This is a genomic window from Roseibium sp. (assembly GCF_039982295.1).
In the GTDB taxonomy this organism is placed as follows: domain Bacteria; phylum Pseudomonadota; class Alphaproteobacteria; order Rhizobiales; family Stappiaceae; genus Roseibium.
This window is the reverse complement of sequence record NZ_JBDWYP010000084.1, coordinates 36,987-59,617: the sequence shown is the minus strand read 5'-3', so window position 1 is coordinate 59,617 and position 22,631 is coordinate 36,987. Positions and strand designations below refer to the sequence as shown.

Annotated in this window: 25 protein-coding genes; 15 read left to right on the top strand and 10 right to left on the bottom strand. The window is 59.0% G+C overall.

From position 1 onward, the window contains the following. Nucleotides 1–19 precede the first annotated feature (19 nt). The 3 genes from ABJZ52_RS17930 (at nucleotide 20) to ABJZ52_RS17920 (ending at nucleotide 2,267) form a co-directional block, all read left to right on the top strand. Nucleotides 20–1,300, top strand: coding sequence for a YHYH protein (locus ABJZ52_RS17930; RefSeq protein ID WP_348209027.1), 1,281 nt, complete (start codon nucleotides 20–22; stop codon nucleotides 1,298–1,300). A gap of 356 nt (nucleotides 1,301–1,656) precedes the next feature. After that, nucleotides 1,657–2,076 (top strand): hypothetical protein, encoded by a 420-nt coding sequence (locus tag ABJZ52_RS17925; RefSeq protein WP_348192356.1) that lies wholly within the window; start codon nucleotides 1,657–1,659, stop codon nucleotides 2,074–2,076. After that, nucleotides 2,073–2,267, top strand: coding sequence for a helix-turn-helix transcriptional regulator (locus tag ABJZ52_RS17920; protein WP_348191585.1), 195 nt, complete (start codon nucleotides 2,073–2,075; stop codon nucleotides 2,265–2,267). Before ABJZ52_RS17925 ends, ABJZ52_RS17920 begins: the two co-directional genes overlap by 4 nt. Before the next feature lie 95 nt (nucleotides 2,268–2,362). Here the strand turns inward: ABJZ52_RS17920 and ABJZ52_RS17915 are convergent, their stop codons facing one another. Both ABJZ52_RS17915 and ABJZ52_RS17910 read right to left on the bottom strand, forming a co-directional pair. Beyond that, nucleotides 2,363–2,854, bottom strand: coding sequence for a DUF2867 domain-containing protein (locus ABJZ52_RS17915; protein WP_348191582.1), 492 nt, complete (start codon nucleotides 2,852–2,854; stop codon nucleotides 2,363–2,365). 5 nt (nucleotides 2,855–2,859) lie between these two features. Continuing rightward, nucleotides 2,860–3,243, bottom strand: a complete 384-nt coding sequence (locus tag ABJZ52_RS17910; RefSeq protein WP_348191579.1) for a hypothetical protein — start codon at nucleotides 3,241–3,243, stop codon at nucleotides 2,860–2,862. Between the two features lie 98 nt (nucleotides 3,244–3,341). Here ABJZ52_RS17910 and ABJZ52_RS17905 point away from each other — a divergent pair, with 98 nt between their 5' ends. Next, complete coding sequence (locus tag ABJZ52_RS17905; protein ID WP_348191576.1) at nucleotides 3,342–4,223, top strand: LysR family transcriptional regulator; 882 nt, start codon at nucleotides 3,342–3,344, stop codon at nucleotides 4,221–4,223. A gap of 181 nt (nucleotides 4,224–4,404) precedes the next feature. Here the strand turns inward: ABJZ52_RS17905 and ABJZ52_RS17900 are convergent, their stop codons facing one another. Next, nucleotides 4,405–4,872, bottom strand: a complete 468-nt coding sequence (locus ABJZ52_RS17900; RefSeq protein ID WP_348192351.1) for a MarR family winged helix-turn-helix transcriptional regulator — start codon at nucleotides 4,870–4,872, stop codon at nucleotides 4,405–4,407. Between the two features lie 70 nt (nucleotides 4,873–4,942). On the opposite strand from ABJZ52_RS17900, the gene ABJZ52_RS17895 reads away from it, so the two are divergent. Beyond that, nucleotides 4,943–5,992 (top strand): YHYH protein, encoded by a 1,050-nt coding sequence (locus ABJZ52_RS17895; RefSeq protein WP_348192348.1) that lies wholly within the window; start codon nucleotides 4,943–4,945, stop codon nucleotides 5,990–5,992. 68 nt (nucleotides 5,993–6,060) lie between these two features. Then, nucleotides 6,061–6,423: a hypothetical protein gene (locus ABJZ52_RS17890; RefSeq protein ID WP_348192345.1), complete on the top strand. Its 363-nt coding sequence runs from the start codon at nucleotides 6,061–6,063 to the stop codon at nucleotides 6,421–6,423. 152 nt (nucleotides 6,424–6,575) lie between these two features. Here ABJZ52_RS17890 and ABJZ52_RS17885 read toward each other — a convergent pair whose 3' ends face one another. Then, nucleotides 6,576–7,427 (bottom strand): hypothetical protein, encoded by an 852-nt coding sequence (locus ABJZ52_RS17885; protein ID WP_348192342.1) that lies wholly within the window; start codon nucleotides 7,425–7,427, stop codon nucleotides 6,576–6,578. Between the two features lie 217 nt (nucleotides 7,428–7,644). Then, complete coding sequence (locus ABJZ52_RS17880) at nucleotides 7,645–8,349, bottom strand: GntR family transcriptional regulator (RefSeq protein WP_348192339.1); 705 nt, start codon at nucleotides 8,347–8,349, stop codon at nucleotides 7,645–7,647. Between the two features lie 154 nt (nucleotides 8,350–8,503). On the opposite strand from ABJZ52_RS17880, the gene dctP reads away from it, so the two are divergent. The 5 genes from dctP (at nucleotide 8,504) to ABJZ52_RS17855 (ending at nucleotide 14,315) form a co-directional block, all read left to right on the top strand. Further along, nucleotides 8,504–9,502, top strand: a complete 999-nt coding sequence (dctP, locus tag ABJZ52_RS17875; protein ID WP_348192336.1) for a TRAP transporter substrate-binding protein DctP — start codon at nucleotides 8,504–8,506, stop codon at nucleotides 9,500–9,502. Between the two features lie 139 nt (nucleotides 9,503–9,641). After that, nucleotides 9,642–10,130 carry a TRAP transporter small permease subunit gene (locus ABJZ52_RS17870; RefSeq protein WP_348192333.1) on the top strand — a complete coding sequence of 163 codons (489 nt, stop codon included), beginning with the start codon at nucleotides 9,642–9,644 and terminating at the stop codon, nucleotides 10,128–10,130. After that, on the top strand, nucleotides 10,127–11,443 hold the full coding sequence (locus ABJZ52_RS17865; protein ID WP_348192330.1) for a TRAP transporter large permease: 1,317 nt from the start codon (nucleotides 10,127–10,129) through the stop codon (nucleotides 11,441–11,443). Before ABJZ52_RS17870 ends, ABJZ52_RS17865 begins: the two co-directional genes overlap by 4 nt. Further along, nucleotides 11,440–12,798 carry a malonyl-CoA decarboxylase gene (locus ABJZ52_RS17860; protein WP_348192327.1) on the top strand — a complete coding sequence of 453 codons (1,359 nt, stop codon included), beginning with the start codon at nucleotides 11,440–11,442 and terminating at the stop codon, nucleotides 12,796–12,798. The genes ABJZ52_RS17865 and ABJZ52_RS17860 overlap by 4 nt, the downstream gene beginning before the upstream one ends. Nucleotides 12,799–12,800: 2 nt before the next feature. Continuing rightward, nucleotides 12,801–14,315, top strand: coding sequence for a malonyl-CoA synthase (locus ABJZ52_RS17855; RefSeq protein ID WP_348192324.1), 1,515 nt, complete (start codon nucleotides 12,801–12,803; stop codon nucleotides 14,313–14,315). A gap of 80 nt (nucleotides 14,316–14,395) precedes the next feature. Here ABJZ52_RS17855 and ABJZ52_RS17850 read toward each other — a convergent pair whose 3' ends face one another. Then, nucleotides 14,396–15,145 carry an SDR family oxidoreductase gene (locus tag ABJZ52_RS17850; RefSeq protein ID WP_348192321.1) on the bottom strand — a complete coding sequence of 250 codons (750 nt, stop codon included), beginning with the start codon at nucleotides 15,143–15,145 and terminating at the stop codon, nucleotides 14,396–14,398. Between the two features lie 95 nt (nucleotides 15,146–15,240). Here ABJZ52_RS17850 and ABJZ52_RS17845 point away from each other — a divergent pair, with 95 nt between their 5' ends. After that, nucleotides 15,241–16,161 (top strand): AraC family transcriptional regulator, encoded by a 921-nt coding sequence (locus tag ABJZ52_RS17845; protein WP_348192319.1) that lies wholly within the window; start codon nucleotides 15,241–15,243, stop codon nucleotides 16,159–16,161. A gap of 172 nt (nucleotides 16,162–16,333) precedes the next feature. After that, nucleotides 16,334–16,951 (top strand): nitroreductase family protein, encoded by a 618-nt coding sequence (locus ABJZ52_RS17840; RefSeq protein WP_348192316.1) that lies wholly within the window; start codon nucleotides 16,334–16,336, stop codon nucleotides 16,949–16,951. Between the two features lie 78 nt (nucleotides 16,952–17,029). Here ABJZ52_RS17840 and ABJZ52_RS17835 read toward each other — a convergent pair whose 3' ends face one another. From ABJZ52_RS17835 to ABJZ52_RS17825, 3 genes are all read right to left on the bottom strand, one after another. Continuing rightward, nucleotides 17,030–17,590 carry a rhodanese-like domain-containing protein gene (locus tag ABJZ52_RS17835; RefSeq protein ID WP_348192313.1) on the bottom strand — a complete coding sequence of 187 codons (561 nt, stop codon included), beginning with the start codon at nucleotides 17,588–17,590 and terminating at the stop codon, nucleotides 17,030–17,032. Between the two features lie 119 nt (nucleotides 17,591–17,709). After that, nucleotides 17,710–18,363: a cupin domain-containing protein gene (locus tag ABJZ52_RS17830; protein ID WP_348192310.1), complete on the bottom strand. Its 654-nt coding sequence runs from the start codon at nucleotides 18,361–18,363 to the stop codon at nucleotides 17,710–17,712. A 196-nt stretch (nucleotides 18,364–18,559) separates the two neighbouring features. After that, nucleotides 18,560–19,915, bottom strand: coding sequence for a hypothetical protein (locus tag ABJZ52_RS17825; protein WP_348192307.1), 1,356 nt, complete (start codon nucleotides 19,913–19,915; stop codon nucleotides 18,560–18,562). 67 nt (nucleotides 19,916–19,982) lie between these two features. Here ABJZ52_RS17825 and ABJZ52_RS17820 point away from each other — a divergent pair, with 67 nt between their 5' ends. Further along, the gene (locus tag ABJZ52_RS17820) at nucleotides 19,983–20,297 is read left to right on the top strand and encodes a hypothetical protein (protein ID WP_348192304.1); all 315 of its coding nucleotides are present in this window, start codon (nucleotides 19,983–19,985) and stop codon (nucleotides 20,295–20,297) included. 487 nt (nucleotides 20,298–20,784) lie between these two features. Next, nucleotides 20,785–22,260, top strand: coding sequence for an ATP-binding protein (locus ABJZ52_RS17815; RefSeq protein WP_348192301.1), 1,476 nt, complete (start codon nucleotides 20,785–20,787; stop codon nucleotides 22,258–22,260). Here the strand turns inward: ABJZ52_RS17815 and ABJZ52_RS17810 are convergent, their stop codons facing one another. Beyond that, complete coding sequence (locus ABJZ52_RS17810) at nucleotides 22,261–22,521, bottom strand: hypothetical protein (RefSeq protein ID WP_348192298.1); 261 nt, start codon at nucleotides 22,519–22,521, stop codon at nucleotides 22,261–22,263. Between the last annotated feature and the right edge of the window lie 110 nt (nucleotides 22,522–22,631).

The following is a 22,631-nucleotide window of genomic DNA, read 5'->3' as shown; positions in this document are numbered from 1 at the left end:
TAAGGTCTGTGTGCGGGCGGTGCAATGCCAGGCCGACGCGCCAGACGCAGGCTTTGAAACACACCGGCCTTGCCGGAATGGAATGCAGGAGACCAACCGAATGCCGCTGATCCCGTCGCTGCTCACACAGACGGACGTCCCGTACAAGACCCTGATGCTGTCTGTCGTCTGCACATTGCCCCTGTCGACAAGCGCTTTTGGGCATGCCGGTGCGCATTCGGTCGAAAAGGCCGCCCTTGCCGCGCCGAGCGAGGTCGTGGACTGCACGTTGGAGAACGGCGATGCAGCGCAATGTGCCAAATATGTCGTGAAATATCTGCCCGACAACCTCGAGATCGGCCCCTTCTGCCCGGCGACGCTGGACGATGACGGCGGCATCTGGAACTGGGATGGCGACGAGGCCGGCTTGTACCGGATCGACGGCGCTTTTCTGAAGATGCTGGACGCCCAGGGCTACACGTTTTTCAACGAGGCCGGTGAGGTCTACTCCTTCGACATTCGCGTCGAGGGGCCGACCGAGCCCAACGAGTGCATCTCCGGCTCGGTGGACACGGACGTCGAGATGACGGTTCTCATTCCGATCACCCCGGTGATGGCGGAGGAACCGGCCATGCTTGGAACGGTCTCGAAGATCGGGATCGGGCTTGACGGTGTGCCGATCTTTGCCGACGCGCCTTCCGTGCTGCACACCGGCCACATGCCGGCGCTCGACACCTGTGGCGGCCACGTCGACCCGGGTGGATGGTATCACTGGCACGCCACGGCCACGGATGTGAATGCGCTCTTTGACAAGGAAGGCGTCGACGCGGATTGCGTCAATGTCGAGCAGGATCAGACGGCCCAGTTCGGCTATGCCTTTGACGGTTTCGCCATGTACGGCTCGCGCGAACATGATGGCTCGGTGCCGGTCGGTCTGGACGACTGCGGCGGACATGTCGGTCTCACCGGGGAGGGCGGCGAGCCGGTCTATCACTACCACGCCAGCGAGAGCTTCCCCAACCTGCCGGCCTGTCTGGTCGGGGTCGTGGCTCGGGAGAATTTCTCCACGACCGCAAGCAACGGCATCGGCTCCGCCTCGGCGCCCGGCGGTCCCGGAGGACCCGGCGGCGCAGGAGGACCCGGTCGGCCGGGTGGCCCTGACTTTGCCGCGGTGGCCAAAGTCTTGGGCGTGGATGCCGATCTGCTGCGCCGGACATTGACGGAAGCCGGTGGCCCGCATGCTGATCTGAACGAGGTCGCGGGCAAACTCGGCGTTACGGTCGACGCCCTTCAGGCAGCGCTGCCCCGGCCCCGTCACTAGGGACGGAAAAGCCGCCAGCGCGTATCGCTCTCAACCCTCAGTCGGCGTCTTCGGGCGCTGACTTGGGTGAAACTTGGGGTTCTGACCGGGGCGTGCGACGGTCCGTTCCGGGGATCTTGCCGCCTAGAACGTCGCGGAGCTGGCGTTCAGAAGAATGCTGAGCGAGCGTTGGAGCGGCGATTGATTGCCTCAGGCCAACCCTCACGCAGTGCACCGACAAACATCTGGCCGAGTATCTCAGCGATCATTTTTGCCCCTTTCTTAGCCCTTGCCGAGCTACGTCGCCAGTTGTTGAAGCTTTACATCACATGCGAATCGTGACAAGTAAACTTTGCAAATTGACAAGGAAACTTGATATGACTTTGAGCAGACCAACCCAAATTTCGATGTTCGTCCTGATCGTACTCGGCACCAGCTATTTCATGATTGCAGAAACCTCATTTACCGCTCAGGTTCTATTCGTCCTGTTCTGTATCTCGTATGCGGCCTTGTGCTTCATGTCTGTTCTTGGCGGGACCGATGAAGTGGTTGCCGCCAGCATCAGGTATGCCCTTGCCTTCGCCAGCGGCATCGGGGTGCCTCTTGTTTGTCTCTTTGTCTTGTTGATGAAGGTAGTGCCGGACATTCAGGGCTGGATTTCCTACTTTGCCGCTTTGTCTGCCAACGATGTGCTTCCCGCCGCCGCAGGGTTCGGTCTGGGTATTGTCTTCGCCATGTTTACGTTGGTTTGCGTTTTCATCGCCGGGCTCATGGTCTGGTGGGTGTCAATGCGATGAAGAATGCAATTCGTGTCCTGCGCGCCGAACGAAGCTGGACCCAGGCGGATCTCGCAGAAAAGCTTGGTGTTTCAAGAAATTCGATCAACGCGATTGAAAACGGAAAATTTGATCCCTCGTTGCCCCTGGCGTTCCAGATTGCGAGGCTCTTTGAAAAATCGATTGAAGAGATTTTTGATGACGAAGGGTGAGCCATCGCATCACGCTCTTGCTGACGGCTGCAATCGAGCCACTGAGACCCAGATGTCGGTTTGTGCGAACATCCGGATCTCAGCGGGAGTCGTCGTCAATAAATGCGCCGTTGCACATCTGCCGCCGCGTGTGACGAAACCCGCCTCAGAGCATCCTTTGCGATCAGAATGTGAAACGGCATGATGCAGAGAAGATAAAGACGTCCTCCCAAATTGTGTACATGCACCCAAGTGGCGAGGGATACCCTCCTGTCTTTCGCTATGACCGAGACGCGAAAATTCAGGTGCTTGTCATTGAAACCTGCGATGACCTCCTCGCTCGTTTCGATTTCGACCGGGAACGGCCCGACTTTGTCGACAACATCAGGTCCGTCGGTGGATAGTCCAAAGACAAAGGCGACCATGCCACGCACCTTCAAAAGGATGCGGGCCCAGAGCGGAAAAGCCGTGATGATCTCGGCCGCGCGGCGGGGAGGAACCACCGCCGCGATGACGAAACAATCAAGAAAGTCATCAGGTTCGGCCCACTTCCAAAGCAGGCTGTCTGCCGGAAGTTCGCATTGGTGAACGATCGGGGTCTTGCTCATTTCTTTCAGACGCCTGCCGAAAGCACGTAGCTGCAAATGCCGAGCACGGCGATACAGGTGAAGAGTGGCATGGGCGGAAATTTCAAGGGGTTCGCGCCAGCTTGAACGGCGACGAATACGGCTGCGATAGCCAATCCTCCGGCAAGAAGCGCGTTGTAGAGAACCAGCAAGCCAGCCTCCAGAAAAAAACCACTGCCAAATGCGATGGTCATGAAGAGCATCAGGACGCTGTTGGCTTTCCATGAGAACATCAGTGTGTTGCGCGGATCTTCAGGCAGCGTTGTGTTTTTCAAGATGGGTGACGCGTTCTGTGCGGTCCCGATAGTCATGTGAGTGACGAGTGCCAGCAATGTAATGGCCGTTGCCAGGGCTAGGCAAATGAGTTGCATTTTTAGGTCCTTCCAGATGTCTCCTGACTAAGAACTAGCAACGAAATCACGCGACAGTTAGTTGCGCAGATAGAAAGTGGAGTTCTACAATCGCAACCATGCTTGAATGGAATGACTATCTCGTCATCTTGGCAATTGCTCGCAACAAGAGCCTCTATAAGACCGCACGTGCGCTCGGTGTCGCCGTCTCAACGGTTATGCGGCGTGTCGCTCAGATCGAAGAACGTGCGGGTGCCCCCCTGTTTCGAAAAGCGGAAAGGGGGTACGAGCCAACACATGTAGGCAAGCTACTGATTTCCAAGGCAGAGGAAATGGAGGCGCTCGCGCAAGCTGCGGAGCTTTCATTGAAATCCGCAGTCAATGCCGGTCAGAACAGGCTCCGCATCAGTGCGAGCGAGGTGATTGCTCCCTTTTTTGTCGCGAGGCATTTGGCGAAAATCCGCGAGAAATGTCCGAACCTCGATATTGCCTTGAGCGTATCGGATCGGAGCCCAAGTCAAACAGCAGAAGAGTTCGATATCTCTCTTTGGCCATCGACACCCTCCAACGAGGATCTGTTTGGGCGGAAGTTGACGAGAGTGAAGTGGGCTCTGTTTGGCATGACGCAATCGGAAGATATGCCCGCAGAGCTTTCGGCACGAAGCGGAGCCGTCGTAAACCTGTTCGGTCGTGATGGTGCAGAGGAAATCATCCCGACCTGCACCGATGCGGTCGATGTAACCACACCGTCGATGTCGACCAACTCTCTCATTGCAGCCGCATCACTTGCGGCGTCTGGCATCGGGTCCGCCTATCTTCCTTGCATCTTGGGACGAAACTGGCCTGGGCTTCAGCAGCTTACTTCGTCTGCCGATCATCAAATTGGTGAGCTTTGGGCCATCTACCGCAAAGATGCTGCGGACAGCCCGCAAATACGAACCTCCATAGATCTCCTCGTCGAAGCTGCAGCGAGTGATGAAAGCATGTTTCTGGGGAATTAGGTGCCGGGTATCCGTGGCGCCATCTTAAGAAGCTGTTTTTGAAATCTCAGTGAACGCCGGTGCAGCGACTAAAACCCGAAATTGAACGCAAGTTGCCGGAACATAAGTTGCCAGAACGCAAATTTGTTCGCTTCCCCGCCATTTGCCGGGGTTGTAATGCACAGACTTGTCATTCCGCCGCTTAGACCTCTTCGCCGGAATTAGCCCGGTCCGTTCCGGGGATCTTGCCGCCCAGGCCATTTCGGAGCTGACGGGCGAGGTTGAAGAGCGCCGGTGCGTCTTCGCCCAGAACCGCCTTGATGACGGCGTCGACTTCCGACCAGGCCGTGACTATCCCGTCCAGCAAAGTGCGGCCGTTGTCGGTCAACTCCAGGATGTTGCTCCGGCGCGAGGCTGGGTCAACGGAGCGGGTGAGATAGCCTGCCGCCAGTAGCCGTTCGGTCATGGTGCTCATGCTGGCGGCGCTGACGCCGAATGTCGCTGCTAGCTCTACCTGGGATACAGGTCCCATGCGGCTCATGGCTTCAAGCACAAGCGCCTGGCGCGGCTGAACACCCAAAGGAGCAAGCTTCTTGCGCAGTTCCGTTTCGACGAGATTGGCGCTGTGAAGCAGTCCGTGAAAATCGATCTGATCAACTTGCATGATCATTGTTAATATACTAAGTGTTTTCGCGCAACAAGTCGGGGGCGACCATTGCAAACACGTTGAGGGGTTCCTCATGCGCTTGAATTCGGCCGAAATTCGCAGATCTGCGAAGGCGGTTCGCCTGCTCTCCACCCTGGCCGCCGTTGTCCTTGCCGGACCGGCTGCCGCCCATGGAGATCACCCCGCCGATCCCGACCTTGCCCGCGTCGCCAGCTTCTTTTCCGGCGCGCAAATCGTCGAGGGGCCGACCAAGGTTGATTGCACCCTGTCGGAAGGGGCGAAGACAACCTGCTTCTCCATCACCGTCCGTCCGGATCCGCAGGATTACACGCCGGGCCCCTGGTGTCCGACGAATGTGTCGCAAGGCGCCGAGGCCGGCGGCATCTGGTTCCTGGATGGCAAGGCGGTCGATGTCGACGGTGACTTCATCACGCGACTGGCCGAGGTCTATGGAGATTCCAAATGGAAGCTCTACGATCCGGAAACCGGCGACGTGCGCTACACCGGCACCCTTGAGGCCTGCGAGGCGGCCGCACGGCCGGACGTTGATCCGCAATATCAGAACCACTGCGTCCAGTGCCTGCCCGAGTATATGCCCGAAGATGCCTCGGTGACGTATGTCATTCCGTTGGAACCCGTTCCCGGCAAAAGGCAGCAGGCGACGCAGCGTGGTGGCTCGGGGGTCGCCTCAAATGGGGTGCGCCTCGATGGACCTGCGCCGCTGGATGCGATCCTGGGCGCGCATACCATCGCGCCGTTTGATGACTGCGGCGGCCATGTGAACCTGCATGTCGGTTATCATTATCATGCGGTGACAGATTGCCTGTCGCCGGCCGCCACGACGCTGAAGGGGGTCGACCCCGAGGCGGCGGAGGCTCATGGCGGGCAGATCGGTATTGCCATGGATGGCCATGCGATCTTTCCGCATATGATGGCCGATGGCACCGAGCCGGAAGGCCTAGATGCCTGCTACGGCCGTGAAGGTGAGGGGCTGCCCTATCACTATCATGTGGGCTCTGCCGGTTCGAACCAGATCCTCGGGTGCCTGGCGGCCCAGACCGGCTGTGTTCTGCCTGAAAGTGGCATGGTCTGTGATGCCAGCCGCCGCCCTCCGCGGCCCTGAGGTCACGGCGCCCGCTTGCGGGCAAACTCCCCCAAAACTGAACCTGAAGCTTAAACAAGAGAGTTCAAATGAAACGTATGTCCCTGCGCTTCGCGCCGGCTGCTGCCGCCGTGTTGATGTCCCTGTCTGGTCTCGGCCAGGCTGTCATGGTCCAGCCTGTTCTGGCCGACGAGGCTGCTGCGTTCACGCCAATCCGGATCGAAAGGGTCCAGCTCGCCCAGTCCGGTCAGGGCAACTCCGAACGTCGGCCCCGGGGCGGGCGCCCGCCGCAGGAAGCGTTTGACGCCTGCCAATCAAAGGCCGTGAATGACAGCTGCCAGGTTACCCTTCCGGACGGCAACGCGATGACCGGTACCTGCATGGCACCGCCTCAAGGTGGCGACGGCGCGGTTGCCTGCGTACCAGCCGGTGGCCCGAAGCCGCGCGGCTGATCGACTGACTGCCAGAACGAGCTCCTGTTCTGGCGGCTGTCTAGGCAGCCTCGGGGCGAAGCGGCAGTTCAACAGTGTTGTGATTGACAGCTACTTTCCTCCGCTCAATTGCATGCCGAAGGGCGGTATTCGGCAAAGTCGCTTCGAAGTGTTTAACCGGGCATTTCGTCATATTCGATGATGAACCCCCTGTTGTAGCCAGAGGGTATGTCGCGCTCGCCATATTGGGAGACGGTGTCCCAATAGTCGCCCCAAGTGGCAACGGGCAAATTCAGCTCGCCAAACCCCATCACGTTCTGACGCCCCTGCCCATTGGGCTGGGTGTCGTCGCGCGGGTCGCGGTCTATGATGCCGTCGTCAAGGTTCTGTGCCCAGTTGCTGTATTCCCAGGGTTCGCCTGAAAGCCATTGCCATCCCTCGAGAGACACCTTTGTGTCGGATACCCGCACCCCGCCGAGGAACGGGCCGATCATGATGCGATAGTGGCTGTCAGGCGTGTAATCGTCCGGAAACCGCCAGAAATACTTGTCGTCATTAACAAGGCCGAAGACAAAGGCATTTTCCTCCGGTGAGGTGATAGAGGCGAGGTAGCCGCCCTCGGCTTCGGCGAGCACAGCGGCTTGCACCCAGCTCACATTCACACTGTGGACCAGAACGACCTCGTAATAATGCGTGTCGCCCTCGGGGCGAGTGAAGCTTCGGATCGGCTCACGCACATAGTCCACATCATCAGGTAATGCTTCGAAATTGTCGAAGAACGGATAGTTGACTGCAAAGCTGGCCGGGCCGACCTGGATCTCCTGCGATTGCAAATTGCCCTCGGGTGGTTTGCGGCGAAGCTTGCCTTCGCCAGGCTTTTGGCCACCTTGGGGATACATGCCGGTCGTCGGCAGTCCGCTGAGATCATGGAACCCCTCGGCAGGGGTGTAGTCTTGCGCGGTGGCTGGCCAGAGCGGAAAGGTGAATGAGACGGCAAGGGCGATGCAAAACTGTTTGCGTGTCATTGCGGTGGCTCCTTTTCCTGACCTCGTCGCGCGGCGCAGATCGCGTTGGTGAGGCCTTGCTTGCTTATTCCAAGAGCCGCATGACGCAGTCGGAGGCGAAACCTCTGAAGGTCTTTCCAAACGCAGGCATGTTGGGGACGTCTTGCCCCTGGACGCTTGCCGGCAGCAGGCTTTCAGAAGAGCCCGGCAGCTGCCGTCATGCAATCCGGATCAATGACTACACGGCCGCGTTGATCTGCTCGGCTGAGCTTCCCTGGCGGTGGGCGGAAACCGAGGCGACGAAGTCGTTGAAACGTTCGCCCTGGATCAGCACATGCTGGCGCATCGCTTCGGCAGCAGCGGCGGCATCGCCGGCGGCAATTGCCTTGACGATCTGCTCATGTTCGGCGTGCGAATTGGAAACGCGGTTCGGCACTCTCAGCTGCACGCGGCGGTAGACCTTCAGTCGGTTCTGCAGGTGCAGGGCCTGCTCTGCCAGAAAGCTGTTGTGGCTCGCGCCATAGATGGTTTCGTGAAAGGTCTGGTTGGCGCGGAAATAGGCGTCGGGATCCCCGTCGCGCTGAGCCTCGGAACAGGCGGCATGGGCGTCCTTCAACCGTATCAGTTCTGCGGATGTGATCCGGCGCGCCGCCAGCCGGCCGCAACTGGCCTCAAGATCTGCCATCACTTCGAACATTTCGATCAGACGCCCGATGCTGATGTCGCGCACGAAGCTGCCCCTGCGCGGGCGAATCTCGACCAGACCTGCAACCGACAACTCGATCAGCGCCTCGCGGATCGGCGTGCGTGAGACTTCAAACCTGTTGGCCAGAGTAACTTCGTCCAGGCGCGAGCCCGCCGGATAGCGGCCCGTGACGATGTCGTTTTCAAGCATTTCACGCAGGGCCTGAGCCCGTCGGGTTCTGGTCGGGTGCTTGGTCATCTTTTCAAAATATGCAAAGAGCTTATTCTTGTATACAAAATTCGTTGACTCGCATGCGGGCTCTATGATTGCCTGCGTGAAGGCGGATAACGCCGCAAGGGGCAGAGGAGCGGAAGGCCGGGAACCGGACGCTCGCCCCCGATGGGAGGAAATAATGAACTATTTTACGAAAACGGCACTGGCCATGAGCGTCGCGATGCTTGCTGCATCTCCGATGGCCCAGGCCGAGACAACACTCAAGGCATCGCACCAGTGGCCAGGTGGCAAGGGCGACGTCCGTGACGAGATGGTCCAGATTCTGGCCCGTGAAGTCGCCAATGCCAATGTCGACCTGAAGATCCAGGTCTATCCGGGCAAGTCCCTGTTCAAGCCGCGCGAACAGTGGGGCGCCATGGTCAAGGGCGTGCTGGATATCTCGGCATTCCCGCTTGATTATGCCTCGGGCCGTCACCCGGAATTTTCCGCGACCCTGATGCCGGGCCTGGTGCGCAACCACGATCGCGCTGCTCGCCTGAACACGTCGCCTTTCATGGATGACATCAAGAAAGTCATCAATGACGCTGGCGTTGTAGTGTTGGCCGATGCCTGGTTGGCCGGTGCCTTTGCTTCCAAGAAGCAGTGCATCACCAGCCCGGAAAGCATGAAGGGTCAGGTGACTCGCGCAGCAGGTCCTGCGTTTGAACAAATGCTGGTCGGGGCAGGGGCCTCCATCGCCTCCATGCCGTCGTCCGAAATCTACACGGGTCTTCAGACCGGTGTTCTGGATGCCGCCAACACGTCTTCCGGCTCCTTCGTTTCTTACCGGATCTATGAGCAGGCAACTTGCCTGACCAAGCCTGGCGCAAACGCCCTGTGGTTCATGTACGAACCGATCCTCATGTCCAAGCGCAGCTGGGACGAGCTGAACGAAGACCAGCAGAAGGCCTTGCTAGCCGCCGGCAAGGTTGCCGAAGAGTACTTCCTGGGTGAAGCGAAGAGCCTCGATGACAAACTGGTAGAGGCCTATTCGAACGCTGGTGTCGAGGTCGTGGAAATGTCGGGTGACGACTACGACCAGTGGCTCGCGATCGCAAAGGAGACTTCCTACAAGAACTTTGCCGAGAAGGTCGATGGTGGCCAAGCGTTGATCGACAAGGCATTGGCCGTCGAGTAACGCAAGCCTCCAAGCTCAAGTTCCTCCGGGCCTGTGTGCGTCAAGCCGCAGGTTCGGAGGACTTTTCTCACCTGCAAATACTCATAGATGTTGCGGGCGCTTTCGAGCGCTCTTGGCTGTCTGACGTCGGACCACATTCATGACTGCTTACATTCGCTGGGTTTCGGCCCTGTCTCGCTTGGCGGCCGTCGCTGCCTTGTTTCTTTTGGCCTCGGCCATCGTGGTCGTGACCCAGATGGTGGTCATGCGCTACTTCCTGAACGCCTCAACGGTCTGGCAGACAGAGTATGTGATCTATGCCTTGGTCGCGATGACATTTCTGGCGTCTCCGTTCGTCCTTATGGAAAAGGGTCATGTGAACGTCGATCTGCTTTATCTCAAACTCCACGGTTCTGCACGGCAAGTCGTCCAGACGCTGGCCGGTCTGGTCGGGCTCCTGTTCTGTGCCTTGCTCGCCTGGTCTGGCTGGACCTATTTCGAGGAGGCCTGGTCCTACGGCTGGACCACGGACACGGTCTGGGCGCTTCCGCTCTGGATTCCTTTGCTGCCTCTGCCCCTGGGTATTGGTCTGATGACGCTTCAATATATTGCTGAAGTCGCCAAGATCTGGAGAGGAGAGTCCGCATGAGCCCGCTGTTTACAGGCCTTCTCATCCTTTTTGCCCTGCTTGCGCTTCTTGGCATCGGTACGCCGATTGCCTTCGCCCTGGGCTTCGTTTCCATCGCCGCGCTCTTGATTGTCGACGGGGCCGGAAGCCTGTCCATTCTGGGCGAGACCTTCTTCGGCGGTCTGGCTTCCTTTGGCCTTGTTTCCATTCCCATGTTCATCCTGATGGGATCTGCCGTCGCGTCGTCTCCTGCAGGCAAGGATCTGTATGAGGCACTCGATCGATGGCTGAACCGGGTGCCCGGTGGCCTCGTGCTCTCCAATATTGGCGCCTGCTCGATCTTTGCAGCGCTCTCGGGCTCATCGCCGGCAACCTGTGCGGCCATCGGCAAGATGGGCATCCCGGAGATGACCAAACGCGGCTATCCCAATGAGATCGCCTCGGGCTCAATCGCGGCGGGTGGAACGCTCGGCATCCTCATTCCGCCATCGATCACGATGATCGTTTACGGCATTGCCACGGAAACCTCGATCGGTCGCCTGTTCCTGGCCGGCTTGCTTCCTGGTTTCATGCTGACGGCACTGTTCATGGCCTGGACAATCTACGATTGCCGTCGCCGTGGCATCGGCCTGTCCGCGCTGACCGAGCGCTTCACCATGAAGGAACGCTTTGCGGCCTTGCCGCGGGTGCTGCCTTTCCTGGCGATCATCATCGGCATTCTCTACGTGCTGTATGGCGGCGTCGCCACACCGTCGGAAGCTGCCGGTGTCGGCGCGCTCTTCTGCATCGTTCTGGTGGTGGTCATCTACCGCATGTGGAGCGTGACCAAGGTCACGGGCATGTTCCGCGACACGCTGAAGGAAAGCGTGATGATCATGATGATCATCGGCGCGTCGGAGCTTTTCTCCTACACGCTGTCCTCCATGTTCATCACCCAGTCGATCGCGGAATGGATCGCAGCTCTCGACGTGAACCGCTGGATTTTGATGGCGATCATCAACTGCTTCCTGCTATTCGCCGGGTTCTTCCTGCCGCCGGTCGCCGTCATCCTGATGACGGCACCGATCCTCCTGCCGATCATTCTGCAGGCGGGCTTTGATCCCTACTGGTTTGCGGTGGTTCTGACGATCAACATGGAAATCGGACTGATCACCCCGCCGGTTGGCCTGAACCTCTACGTGATCAACGGCATCGCACCGAACATCACGCTGGCCGAGATCCTGCGCGGATCGATCCCCTATGTCTTGTGTATGGTGGTCGGTATCGTCCTTCTTTGTCTCGTACCGGGCATTGCGACCTGGCTTCCCGAACTGATGATGGGCAAGGCACTATGAACACCAGCTTCTTCGGCGAACTCCTGACGTCAATCACCGAGCAGGGCCGGGCCCTGCTCGATGCAGGCCGCGGACGGAATGGCGAAGTGCCGCTCGTCGACCTGTGCGAGGCGCTCTTGTCCGGTCGCGGCGAGGCTTCGGGAGTTGCACTCGCCGGAGAAGTGCTTTCCATCTATCAGCAGCTAGACGGGGAGCGAAAGCTCTCCTTCTTTCTGTCCCTGCGCGATCATTTCGGAGCGGATCTGGACAAGGTGCGCGAGACGTCGGCGGCCCTCAATGATGCGCCGGAAGACATGACCCTCCTGCGCCGGCTGCATTCGGTGTCGGAGCCCCGGCGCCAGGAGCTGATCCGGCGCTTGAACCTTGCCCCCGGCGGCACGAAGGCCCTTGTGGCCATGCGCTCGGACCTTCTGGATTTTCTGCGCGAGCATCCTGATCTGCGGGAGGTGGACCGGGACTTTGAACACCTGTTCTCTTCATGGTTCAATCGCGGCTTTCTGGTCATGCGCAGGATCGACTGGAGCACGCCGGCCAACATTCTTGAAAAGATCATCGCCTATGAAGCGGTGCACCAGATCGACGGCTGGGAGGACCTGCGCAGGCGTATCGGTCTGGCAGACCGGAGGCTTTACGCCTTCTTTCATCCTGCCCTTGTCGATGATCTTCTGATCTTTGTGGAAGTCGCCCTGACCCGTGAAATTCCGGGTGCTATCGGGCCGATCCTGGCAGAACAGCGCGCGGAGATCACCGCCGAGGAAGCCAATACGGCGGTATTCTACTCAATCTCGAACTGCCAGAAGGGCCTGCGCGGCATCTCCTTCGGCAATTTCCTCATCAAGCAGGTTGTTGAAGAGCTGCGGCGGGAGTTGCCCTCGCTGAAGACCTTTGTGACGCTGTCTCCGGTGCCGGGTTTTGCCCGCTGGCTATCTCGTGCCTTGAAAGACGAGACCGGCCAGATTGCCGCACACCTCAATGAGGACCAGATCGCGGCCCTGTCAGAGCTCGACTGGCCTCAGGACGCAGAGGCGGCCAAGAAGCTTGAAACCGTTCTGCCGCACCTGTGCGCCCACTACCTGACCCGCGAGAAAGACCGCAACAATCGCCCGATTGACCCGGTTGCCCGTTTTCACATCGGCAATGGGGCCCGGCTGGAGAGGGTCAACTGGCTCGGCGACCTGTCGCCCAACGGTCTTTCCCAGGCTCACGGCCTGATGGTGAACTACTTGTATGATCTCAAGTACATAGAGCGAAATCACGAATCCTATGCGGCCAACGGAACCGTCGCGGCAAGCTCTGCCGTGGCCCGTCTCGCCAAAGCCGTACCTGAAGCCAAACAACTGACGCCGGTAAGCTGACAATGACAAATCACCTTTTCTCCGAAATTCGCGCCAACATGCCGGATCTTGCCAAGACGTTCCTCGAAACGGCGGAGGGCATGTCGCTTTCCTATGGTGATGTCATTGCCCGCTCGGCGCGCTATGCCAATGCGCTGGTCGGTTTGGGTCTTGCTCCGGGAGACCGCGTCGCGGTTCAGGTGGAAAAGACACCTGACGCCTTGATGCTCTATCTGGCAACGGTGCGGGCAGGTGGCGTGTTCCTGCCGCTGAACACCGCTTACACACCCGCCGAGATCGATTATTTCGTCACCGATGCCGAACCGGCGGTCTTCGTCTGCGACCCATCCCGTGCAGACGCGCTTCAGTCGACAGCATCAAAAGTTGGTGCAAGCCTTCAGACACTCGACGCGTCCGGGAAAGGGTCGCTTCTCGACCTTGCCGAAGCGGCCAGCGACACTTTCGAGGATGTCGCCAGAGGCGCTGATGATCTGGCCGCCATCCTCTACACATCTGGCACGACAGGCCGCTCGAAGGGAGCGATGCTCAGCCATGAGAACCTCGCGTCCAACGCCAGGACGCTGGTCAAATACTGGGAGTTCACGTCTGACGACGTTCTGTTGCATGCTCTGCCGATCTTCCACACACATGGCCTCTTTGTTGCGACCAACTGTCTGCTGATGGCCGGCGGGTCCTTGCTGTTCATGCCAAAGTTCGATCTGGATACTGTTCTGGAGCTTCTGCCGCGGGCGACCACGATGATGGGCGTGCCGACCTTCTACACCCGGCTTCTGGGGTCCGAGGCCTTCACCCGGGATCTCGTGGCACATATGCGCCTGTTCATTTCGGGGTCCGCGCCGCTTTCAGCCGAGACGCACAAGGAGTTCAGCGCGCGCACCGGCCATGCGATCCTTGAGCGCTACGGCATGACCGAGACCAACATGAACACCTCCAACCCCTATGACGGCGACCGGCGTCCGGGGACGGTTGGCTTTCCCCTGCCGGGAGTTGCGCTCAGGATTGCGGATCCAAAGACCGGCCGCGCGCTGGATCAGGGCGACGTTGGCATCATCGAAGTCAAGGGCCCGAATGTCTTCCAGGGCTATTGGCGGATGCCTGAAAAAACCGCCGAGGAGTTCCGTGCGGACCGCTATTTCATCACCGGCGACATGGGACGCATTGATTCAGATGGTTATGTGGCCATCGTCGGTCGGTCCAAGGATCTGATCATCACCGGGGGCTTCAACGTTTATCCGGCAGAGGTCGAAGCGGCGATTGATGAAATCGAGGGGGTTGCCGAAAGCGCCGTCATTGGTGTTCCACATCCGGATTTCGGAGAAGGTGTCGTTGCAGTCGTCGCTCCAAAGAAGGGCGCGAAGCTCGACAAGCCTGCCGTTACGCAAGCGCTTGCGGATAAGCTCGCCAAGTTCAAACAACCCAAGCAGGTGCACGTTTTGGACGCGCTGCCGCGCAACACCATGGGCAAGATCCAGAAGAATGTCTTGAGAGATCAATTCAAGGCAGACTTCGAAGGCTAGCCGCCTTTCCTTGGCGCAAAAACGCGCAGTGTTGAACGAGGTTTCAGGGCAGCGGTCTTCCGCTGCCCTTGGCGTTTTGTCTAGACGGCCAGGGCTTCGGCGTCACTGCCGGCAGGCAGATGCAGCGGGCAATTCGGATCGGTTACCGCGCGCCAGACCGCATGAACCACATCATCCGTTTTTGTGGGTTCAGCGGCCGCGCTTTTTTGAAGCTCGCTCACGGCTTTCTCCATGAAAGGCCTGTAGGCCTCAGGGGTTTCCTTTGCCTCTGCCATGAGGGCGCGTGCGTTGCTGCCAAAGCTGGTCGAGGGGGCTTGGCCCGGAAGAACCAGCCGGGTTTGTATCCCCAAGGGAGCAAGTTCCAGCGCAAGACACTCGGTATAGGCGTTCACGGCGGCCTTGCTGGCCGTATAGATCGACAGCAGTGGAAGCGGCTTCAGCGTCACGCTTGACGAGACATTGACGATGATACCGGCGCCTTTCGCACGCATTTGTGGCAGCACGGCCCGGATCATCTCGAAAGTGCCGAGCGTGTTTGTTTTCAAGATCTTGCGGATAGTCTCCTCCGCCGTGCTTTCGAACGGTGACAGCCAGCCAATCCCGGCGTTATTGACCAGCGCATCGATCGGGCCAGCAGCGGCGACCGCGTGGGCGATGCTCTGTGCGTTGGTCACATCCAGAGGAAGGACCCGCAATCGATCGGAGACAGGGAGCAGCGTTTCGTCCGGCTGCCGCATCGTAGCAACCACGGACCAGCCTTGTTGCAGAAAGTGGTGTGCGGTCGCCAGACCAAATCCGGAGGAACATCCAGTGATCAGTACGGTTTTCATAGCAAAGTCTCCTGCTGTTGGATGTCTTTGGTATCGACCGATTTGATCGGATGATCTATGGTTGGGAATCCTTTGTTTATTATTGAAAGTCCGAATTGGCTGATACGCTCTCAGAAGTGATCTCACTCTTGCGCCCCCAGGCACCCTATTCGAAACTAGCGGAAGCTTTTGGGCCGTTCCGCGTGCGCCGTGAGGATATTAACGAGGTCTTCTATTGCATGCTGCTTGTCGGCCGACTGCGACTGGAGGTCGATGGCAAGGCACCTTTGGAGTTGCGCGCTGGAGACTTCGTTCTTGTGCCGAAGGTGACCGGCCTGACGGTCTCCAGCCTCGATCCACCGGCACCGCCGGGCCTCGTCAGCTTGCCTGACTTTGGCGTGGACGGGATTGCTCGCATCGGTCGACCAGAAGGTCTTGTGGAGACGCCGCCCGAGGTTCAGCAGCTTATCGGTCACTGTCGTTTCGCCAGTCCTGATGCCGAGCTTTTGATGTCGCTTTTGCCCGAGATGGTCGTGGTGCGTGGTGAGGGACGCCTCGCGACTCTGGCTACGCTGGTTCGAGACGAGGCACGTGCGGATCGGCCAGCGCGCGATATGGTGGTTGAGCATCTCCTGCAAGTTCTTTTGATTGAGGCGTTCCGCGCCAAGACGCAGTTCGAGGCGGCACCTGGCCTTCTGCGCGGTCTGGCAGACCCAAGGGTCGGGCAAGCGCTGCGCGCCTTGCATCATGCGCCGGACCGGGGCTGGACAGTGCCTGAACTGGCGACAGAAGCGGGATTGTCCCGCTCCGCTTTCTTCACGCGCTTCACCCGAATTGTTGGCGTTCCGCCCATGAGCTATTTGCTGAACTGGCGGATGACACTTGCAAAGCACATGTTGCGCTCGGGCGGCTATGGCATTGCGGAGGTCACAGACAGGATCGGCTATGGTTCGGCAAGTGCCTTCAGCACGGCCTTCACTCGCCATGTCGGTTGCCCGCCGGCCAAATTTGCGAAAGGTGTTCCCGCTGCAGGGTAGGTGGAAATTACGTTCTACCGGCATTGTTCAATCAGCTGAAACGCACTGGTCAATTGTCTTGACAAAAAGTATCTTGATTTAAAGATAAAAATACGCACATTGCAAACCAGTGGCTTATCAGGTTTTACCCGACCAGGTAGGCTCCCGCCCCGATGTGCTTCAGGAGATGACCATGACGGTCCAGACCACCAAGGAATTTCAGATATCCGATCACCGGCACGCCGCGTATGGCGTCGATCCTCTTTTCGTCGGCCGCTGGTCGCCTCGCGCCTTTGACAGCTCCGACATGCCGGAAGCCGAACTGAAGACCATTCTGGAGGCGGCGCGCTGGGCACCTTCTGCTTTCAACGTTCAGCCTTGGCGCTTTGTCTACGCGCGGCGCGCAGATGACAGCTGGGAGACGTTGGTGAACCTCTTGAACCCGTTCAACAAGGACTGGGCGCAGCATGCCTCCGCATTGGTCTTCCTGCTGTCCGATACGCAGATTGACGGCCAGAATGGCGAGATCCGTCCGGCAGGCACCAATTCCTTCGATGCAGGGGCCGCTTGGGCTCAGGCCGCACTTCAGGCGTCGACTCTCGGCTACCATACCCATGCGATGGCGGGCATCTTGAAGGAAGACGTTCATCAGGCGCTCAACGTGCCTTCGAGATTCAAGGTGGAAATCGCCTTCGCTATCGGCAAGAGGGGCGATGTTGCAAGCCTTGCCGAAGGGCTTCAGGCGCGTGAGCTTCCAAGTCCTCGCAAGCCCTTGGCGGAAATTGCCTTCAACGGGACCTTTGGAGGCTGACAGGGGCGCTCGAGGCAACATATGACCCGGCAGTCGGCGAGAGACTGCCGGGATAGCTCTTCGACCAGTTTGGCGGCGTCAGAACATGTCCTCGGCTGTGCTCAGGCCCAGAACGGTCCAACTCTGCATGCCCCCGCGATAATAAAAAATCTTGTCCGTTGGAAAACCTTCGCGGGCCATTGCGCGGATGGCAATCGGGCTCTGACCGCAGGCAGGTCCATTGCAAAAGGCGATGACGTTGTCCGCTGTTGTGCAGTCCCACGCGCCGGATGAGCTCGTGCAACCGAGCTCATCCAGCCGGCTGGCAACTTCTGTGTAGGGGATGTGAACACTGCCGGGGATCGTGGCCTGTGTACGCCATTCCAGCGTCCGCATGTCCACGACCTTGGCGCTATGCGTTTCCAGTGCATCCAGAACGTCAAGCTCGCCAACCGGCGTGACGCCAGGCACAGGCACCATCGGCTGAAGCACGCCGCCGATCAGCGCGGCATCAGTTTTTTCGCGCGTGATGTCGAAGGCGCCGTCTTCGGTCTCGATGGTGATCACCGTATCCTTGTCTCGGATTGGCAGTCCATCGCCAGCAAAAACGGCGCTTGAGATCAGCGCCAGAGCCATAAGGCCCGTGAAGAGCGTTTTCATGATTTCCTCCGCATATGCCGCAAGCGCCAGTGTGTTCGGTTAGTCTACGACATATGCAGAAAATCATATGTTTTTAATATTGTCCATCGGCAAAAGGACGCGGAAAATCGGTCAAAGGTTCAGCCCAGGTGGCCGGTCTTGCGCCAGACCTTTGCGCCTGTTTCGGTGCGGATCGTGTGGCTGGATCCGGGCGGCAGCCTCAGCCATGTGCCTTCATGGTAAGAGCCGTCATCATCGGAAAAGCTGCCCGAAATAACGAAGTACTCCGCGCCGCCTGGAAGAGAAACCGGGCGGAATGCGCAGGCTCCGGTCCATTGCAACATATCGACTTGCTCATGCGGGCTCGCGAAAAGCGGCAGGATTGCTTCACCCTCACGCCCATCCTGCCAGGCGCTTGCATCTGTGGTGTTGACCCTGACATAGGTATCGTCGTCCGGCGCCATCTGCCGCAATTTGACGAGGATGATCCCGCCTGGTGCAGAAGAGGGTACATGGGTGGAGCCGGGAGGATTGCGGACATACATGCCTTTGTGGAAATCCCCGGTCTCGTCAGAAAAGACGCCTTCGAGCACCAGGAACTCTTCGCCAAGGTCATGTCGGTGGGCAGAAAATGACGAGTCCGGAGCATAGCGCACAAGACTGGTTGCCCGGGCGACTTCTGCGCCATCTCGTTCCAGCATCCGGCGCTCAACGCCGGCCATCGGCGATGCGATCCAGTCAAGCGAAGAGCTGTCGACAACCGCACGTTTGGAAAGGTCAGCGTGGATTTGCATGAGTTTGGACGTCCCTGCGATGGTGGCCGCTGGTTCCGTCGGCCGATTGGCTCAGATGCAGCAGCATGTATCTGACTTGCAGATAAGGCCCGCCGGGCAAACTTCAAAGGCCTTGGTATGTGAAAAGTCCGTGAACTGAAAATACCGCTGCCGTGATCGGTTCATGATCTGGCTCGAGCGCCTTGACGCAGCTGGCTCAGGTCTCGGGCGGCTCCCAGCCAGCTTCCTTCAGCGCAGAGATCAGGTCGTCGACGGGAGCGCGCTCCGTGAAGAAAGAATACAGAAACCGGTCGAAACGGGAGTTTGGCCAAGTTGCCTGGAACTGTTCGAGCAGCTCTTGCGCATGCTCCAGCTCTCCTGCCTTCTGGTTGGCGGCAATCAGATAGGCAAAGTTGATTGGCCCCGAAGGGCCGCCGGTTTCCATGTTTCGCTCGATGGTCTCAATCGCACCCGCAAAGTCACCGAGGTGAAATTTCGCTGCCCCCACGCAGACCTGGAAGAGATGCCCATCCAGGGGAAGAGTTTCATAGCGCGCGGGATCCGTGACCGAGATCGTTCGCGTGTAGTCCCCACTGAGAACCGAAATGAGGGCATCGAAATCGACCGCAAACAGGTCTGCCGGCGCGATCTCCATGGCTCTGGCGGCGTGAATGCGGGCGTCGGCAATGTCTCGGCGTGCAAAGGCCGCCCATGCAAGGGCGGACTGGGTCCATGCGTCGGCCGCGTTGAATTTTTCGGCTTCCTTGGCATGAAATTCTGCCAGATCCACGAGGGCGTCGCGCTCTGCGCCTGGTGGCAGGTGAAAGGATTGAAAGCCGATCACTTGCGCCAGCCCGGCATGGGCCCCGAAGTAGTGTGCATCCAGTTTGACGGCGTTCTCATACAAGGCCCGCGCTTCTGCCAGCTGCTTCTTGCCAAGCTCGGGGTAATAGAAGTTGCGAGCCTGCTCTGTCAGGTTGAACGCGTGGACGGAGGCAGGGGATTTTTCAAGGAAGGCTTCGCGCAGCGCTGTGCGCCGACTTTCAGACTGCGGAGTTGGCGGCGCAAGGGTCACGGTTTCATGTTCGTGAGAGACGAACATGTGGATGACCGAGAAAATGGCGGCCGCAAGGGCCACCGTTGCGGCAACGGCCAGCACCACAGGGCCGGGCCGCCAGAAAGATCGCGGTGGCGTGGGCGCCGTGCGGCGTTCTGAAGTCTCGAATCGCGCCGCATACTGACCAGGGTCGATGTGAATGCGGATGCGGTCGTTCTCGCCCGGCCCGGCATAATAATCTTCAAGGGCGCGGCGAAGTCTGCGTGCATCGACGCGCACCAGATTTGAACTGTCACCTTCCTTGTCGGGTGAACGCTTGTAGACGTCTTCTGCAATCGTCTTGCCGAAGATCTGCGCGCCCCGACCCTCGTAGGTCTCGATGACCACATAGCGGAGAAAATCCTGCAGCCTTTGTGCTGCAACGAAGCCGTCACTGGCACAGATCGCATCGAGAGTTGTCTCGACCGTTTCCCTGTCCGGAAGTGTTGGTTGTTCGATTTTTTTCCTGCCGCCCATACCCGATCTTATCCTCCGTCACGGCGTGAGAGAAGGGTGATACACCGTGAAACCGGTGAACTAAACCGTGAAACACTCCCTTTTTGTGACAATTCTGGTGAATATCGAACGCATCGAACTTGTTCGCTGCAACCTTTCAGACACGGGCAGTGGGAGGCGCGAGTTGACGGGATGGCAGAAGAAATTCGGTCTCGCAGTGGAGGAGATCGGCAGGCTGCGACTGCTGGATGAGGTCTTCGACGAGATCTGTCGGGACTATGAAGTGATGCTTGAAGAGCTTTCCAAAGGCGGTGACGCCGCGCTGGAAAGTGATGTTGCCCAGACCCTTGAGGGGCTCGAAGGCGAGATCAGGAAGCACTTGACGAGATTGGGCGCCCGTTAGCGGACAGCCCCGCCGGCTAAATGCTGGCACGGATATAGTTTTTGCGGAGCATCAGGTGATGTGACGTGAAGAGGGAAGGCAAACCGATACGAAGGTCAAAAGGCCCAGGTTTTGCCAAATCCCCAGGTCGAAAAAAGGCCCCATCGCCGCCTTGAAGCAAGGTACCGACCTAGCCCCTGTCGCCATATGGCGGCAGGGGTTTCTTCTTGGGGGCACATGTTGCCCCGATTGCTCAAGAGCTGTAGATACTGTCGGCGTCCTCTGGTCTGATTTGAGATGCCGGTTTCGATCCATGCCCTCAGCGATGCTTTGCCTGTGACTTTCTGTATGGAGAGCTCCCGCTCTCGTTGCACAGGTCCGGGAATCAGGGAACTTTGGCTGCAGAATGTGGTGCCTGCTCGGTCCATCGGTCTGACCATGAAGCCACAGGACGGACGAGGACCACAAAAGGCATGTGTGTCGCCGCGGGCGATCTTCGGGAAGTTGAATGACGGTTAGTATCGACATCGGGGAAATGGCGGGTAACGCCCGCGCCGGAATGGATCTGGAAGAACTTCTGGCCACCCGGCTCCTGGTACAGGGCAACTCCGGATCGGGAAAGTCGCACCTTCTGCGCCGCCTGCTGGAGCAGTCCACACCCTGGGTTCAACAGGCAATCATCGATCCGGAGGGAGATTTCGTCTCTCTTGCAGAAAAATACGGTCATGTTGTCGTCGATGCGGTCGGCACGGAAAAAGATCTCCAGATGATCGCCGGCCGTGTGCGTCAGCACCGCGTGTCCGTTGTGCTCAATCTCGAGGGGCTCGATGCCGACCGGCAGATGAAAGCCGCCGCCACATTCCTTGATGGTCTGTTCGACGCTGACCGGGATCTTTGGTACCCCATGTTGGTGGTTGTGGACGAAGCCCAGTTGTTTGCCCCTGCAGCAGCCGGTGAAGTGAGCGAAGAAGCGCGAAGGCGCTCTCTCGGGGCCATGACGAACCTCATGTGCCGCGGACGTAAACGCGGCCTGGCAGGCATCATCGCGACGCAGCGGCTGGCAAAGCTCGCCAAGAACGTCGCTGCCGAAGCGTCCAATTTTCTCATGGGCCGAACTTTCCTGGATATCGACATGGCCCGTGCCGCCGATCTTCTGGGCATGGAGCGCCGCACGGCTGAAACCTTCCGCAATCTGGACCGTGGCCATTTCGTCGCGCTCGGTCCGGCGCTCTCTCGTCGGCCCGTGTCTGTGAAGATCGGACCGGTCGAAACCGCAGGGCGTGGGGGAACTCACAAGCTGATGCCGTTGCCGGACCAGCCCAAGGAAGAGGCCAAGGATCTGATCTTCACGCGCTCTGCCGATGAGGAAGCGCCGCGGCGTGTGCGCACGCCCGAGCCGGTTGCCTCGACGTCGGATGTTCTAACCCAGCTGTCTGGTGCAGAGGATGCTGCCGAGGCGGAGATCGAACCGGCGGCAAGTCTTCTTGACTATGGTGAGCGCGAAGAAACCATCGACAAGATCATTGGTGAGATTCTCGACGAACCGGACGCGGCGTTTCAGCCGATTGCATCGCTTTATCAGGACTTTCAGGTGCGTTGCCGTATCGCCAAGCTGGTCGGCGGTGCGCCAGACCTGCAGGCCTTTCGCGAAAAGCTCTCGGTTGCGCGCGCAGGTGTCGAGAAAGGCGATGTGGATGACAGCGACTGGCAGCAGGCCGAACTGATCGCTGCAGAGCTTCCCGAGGACATGCGCGGGGTCTACCTGCTTTTGGCCAAGGCGGCGCTGGCCAAGGCGCCGTGTCCGGGCAATATCGAAATCGCAACAGCCTATGGCACCCGGTCTCCGGGACGCGCGCGCTGGTTGCTCAGCCATATGGAAGAGCGCGGTTTTCTGGTTTGCGCGACGGATCTGCGTGGCAACCGTATCGTGACCCTGACGGATCTGGGCTGGCAGACAGCCCCCGGCGACGAAGCGGCCGCCTGATCAGATTGCCGGTGGGGTTCTGCCGGAACGTCGTTCGGCGTTGAAGCGTGCTGGCACAAACGATTGCAGCAAGAGCACAAGCATCGCGATGGCAACGGTGACCAGTGGCCAGAAAACGGTGATCAACAGGATCAGCGCATAGCTGATCGGATGCGTGCCGTCGCGACTGTCAAGTTCCAGCCAGCAGACGGTGAAGAACGGAAGCGCCAGCAGCATGTAGACGAGGCACATCGCAAATGTCGTCATGTCAGTCAGAAGCATTGAGTGCCCCATCGCTCAATGAAAATGATCGTTAACAACGTGTTAACATGCTTCTACTGTTATCATTGCGCAAAGATCCGGTAAACTAAACTTGAATGCGGCAGTCGTAA

Bases quoted from the DNA above. Each gene is read 5' to 3' on its own strand.
- ABJZ52_RS17925 (WP_348192356.1), top strand. From the start codon at position 1,657: ATGACTTTGAGCAGACCAACCCAAATTTCGATGTTCGTCCTGATCGTA.
- ABJZ52_RS17920 (WP_348191585.1), top strand. From the start codon at position 2,073: ATGAAGAATGCAATTCGTGTCCTGCGCGCCGAACGAAGCTGGACCCAG.
- ABJZ52_RS17915 (WP_348191582.1), bottom strand. From the start codon at position 2,854: ATGAGCAAGACCCCGATCGTTCACCAATGCGAACTTCCGGCAGACAGC.
- ABJZ52_RS17910 (WP_348191579.1), bottom strand. From the start codon at position 3,243: ATGCAACTCATTTGCCTAGCCCTGGCAACGGCCATTACATTGCTGGCA.
- ABJZ52_RS17905 (WP_348191576.1), top strand. From the start codon at position 3,342: ATGCTTGAATGGAATGACTATCTCGTCATCTTGGCAATTGCTCGCAAC.
- ABJZ52_RS17900 (WP_348192351.1), bottom strand. From the start codon at position 4,872: ATGATCATGCAAGTTGATCAGATCGATTTTCACGGACTGCTTCACAGC.
- ABJZ52_RS17895 (WP_348192348.1), top strand. From the start codon at position 4,943: ATGCGCTTGAATTCGGCCGAAATTCGCAGATCTGCGAAGGCGGTTCGC.
- ABJZ52_RS17890 (WP_348192345.1), top strand. From the start codon at position 6,061: ATGAAACGTATGTCCCTGCGCTTCGCGCCGGCTGCTGCCGCCGTGTTG.
- ABJZ52_RS17885 (WP_348192342.1), bottom strand. From the start codon at position 7,427: ATGACACGCAAACAGTTTTGCATCGCCCTTGCCGTCTCATTCACCTTT.
- ABJZ52_RS17880 (WP_348192339.1), bottom strand. From the start codon at position 8,349: ATGACCAAGCACCCGACCAGAACCCGACGGGCTCAGGCCCTGCGTGAA.
- dctP (WP_348192336.1), top strand. From the start codon at position 8,504: ATGAACTATTTTACGAAAACGGCACTGGCCATGAGCGTCGCGATGCTT.
- ABJZ52_RS17870 (WP_348192333.1), top strand. From the start codon at position 9,642: ATGACTGCTTACATTCGCTGGGTTTCGGCCCTGTCTCGCTTGGCGGCC.
- ABJZ52_RS17865 (WP_348192330.1), top strand. From the start codon at position 10,127: ATGAGCCCGCTGTTTACAGGCCTTCTCATCCTTTTTGCCCTGCTTGCG.
- ABJZ52_RS17860 (WP_348192327.1), top strand. From the start codon at position 11,440: ATGAACACCAGCTTCTTCGGCGAACTCCTGACGTCAATCACCGAGCAG.
- ABJZ52_RS17855 (WP_348192324.1), top strand. From the start codon at position 12,801: ATGACAAATCACCTTTTCTCCGAAATTCGCGCCAACATGCCGGATCTT.
- ABJZ52_RS17850 (WP_348192321.1), bottom strand. From the start codon at position 15,145: ATGAAAACCGTACTGATCACTGGATGTTCCTCCGGATTTGGTCTGGCG.
- ABJZ52_RS17840 (WP_348192316.1), top strand. From the start codon at position 16,334: ATGACGGTCCAGACCACCAAGGAATTTCAGATATCCGATCACCGGCAC.
- ABJZ52_RS17835 (WP_348192313.1), bottom strand. From the start codon at position 17,590: ATGAAAACGCTCTTCACGGGCCTTATGGCTCTGGCGCTGATCTCAAGC.
- ABJZ52_RS17830 (WP_348192310.1), bottom strand. From the start codon at position 18,363: ATGCAAATCCACGCTGACCTTTCCAAACGTGCGGTTGTCGACAGCTCT.
- ABJZ52_RS17825 (WP_348192307.1), bottom strand. From the start codon at position 19,915: ATGGGCGGCAGGAAAAAAATCGAACAACCAACACTTCCGGACAGGGAA.
- ABJZ52_RS17815 (WP_348192301.1), top strand. From the start codon at position 20,785: ATGACGGTTAGTATCGACATCGGGGAAATGGCGGGTAACGCCCGCGCC.
- ABJZ52_RS17810 (WP_348192298.1), bottom strand. From the start codon at position 22,521: ATGCTTCTGACTGACATGACGACATTTGCGATGTGCCTCGTCTACATG.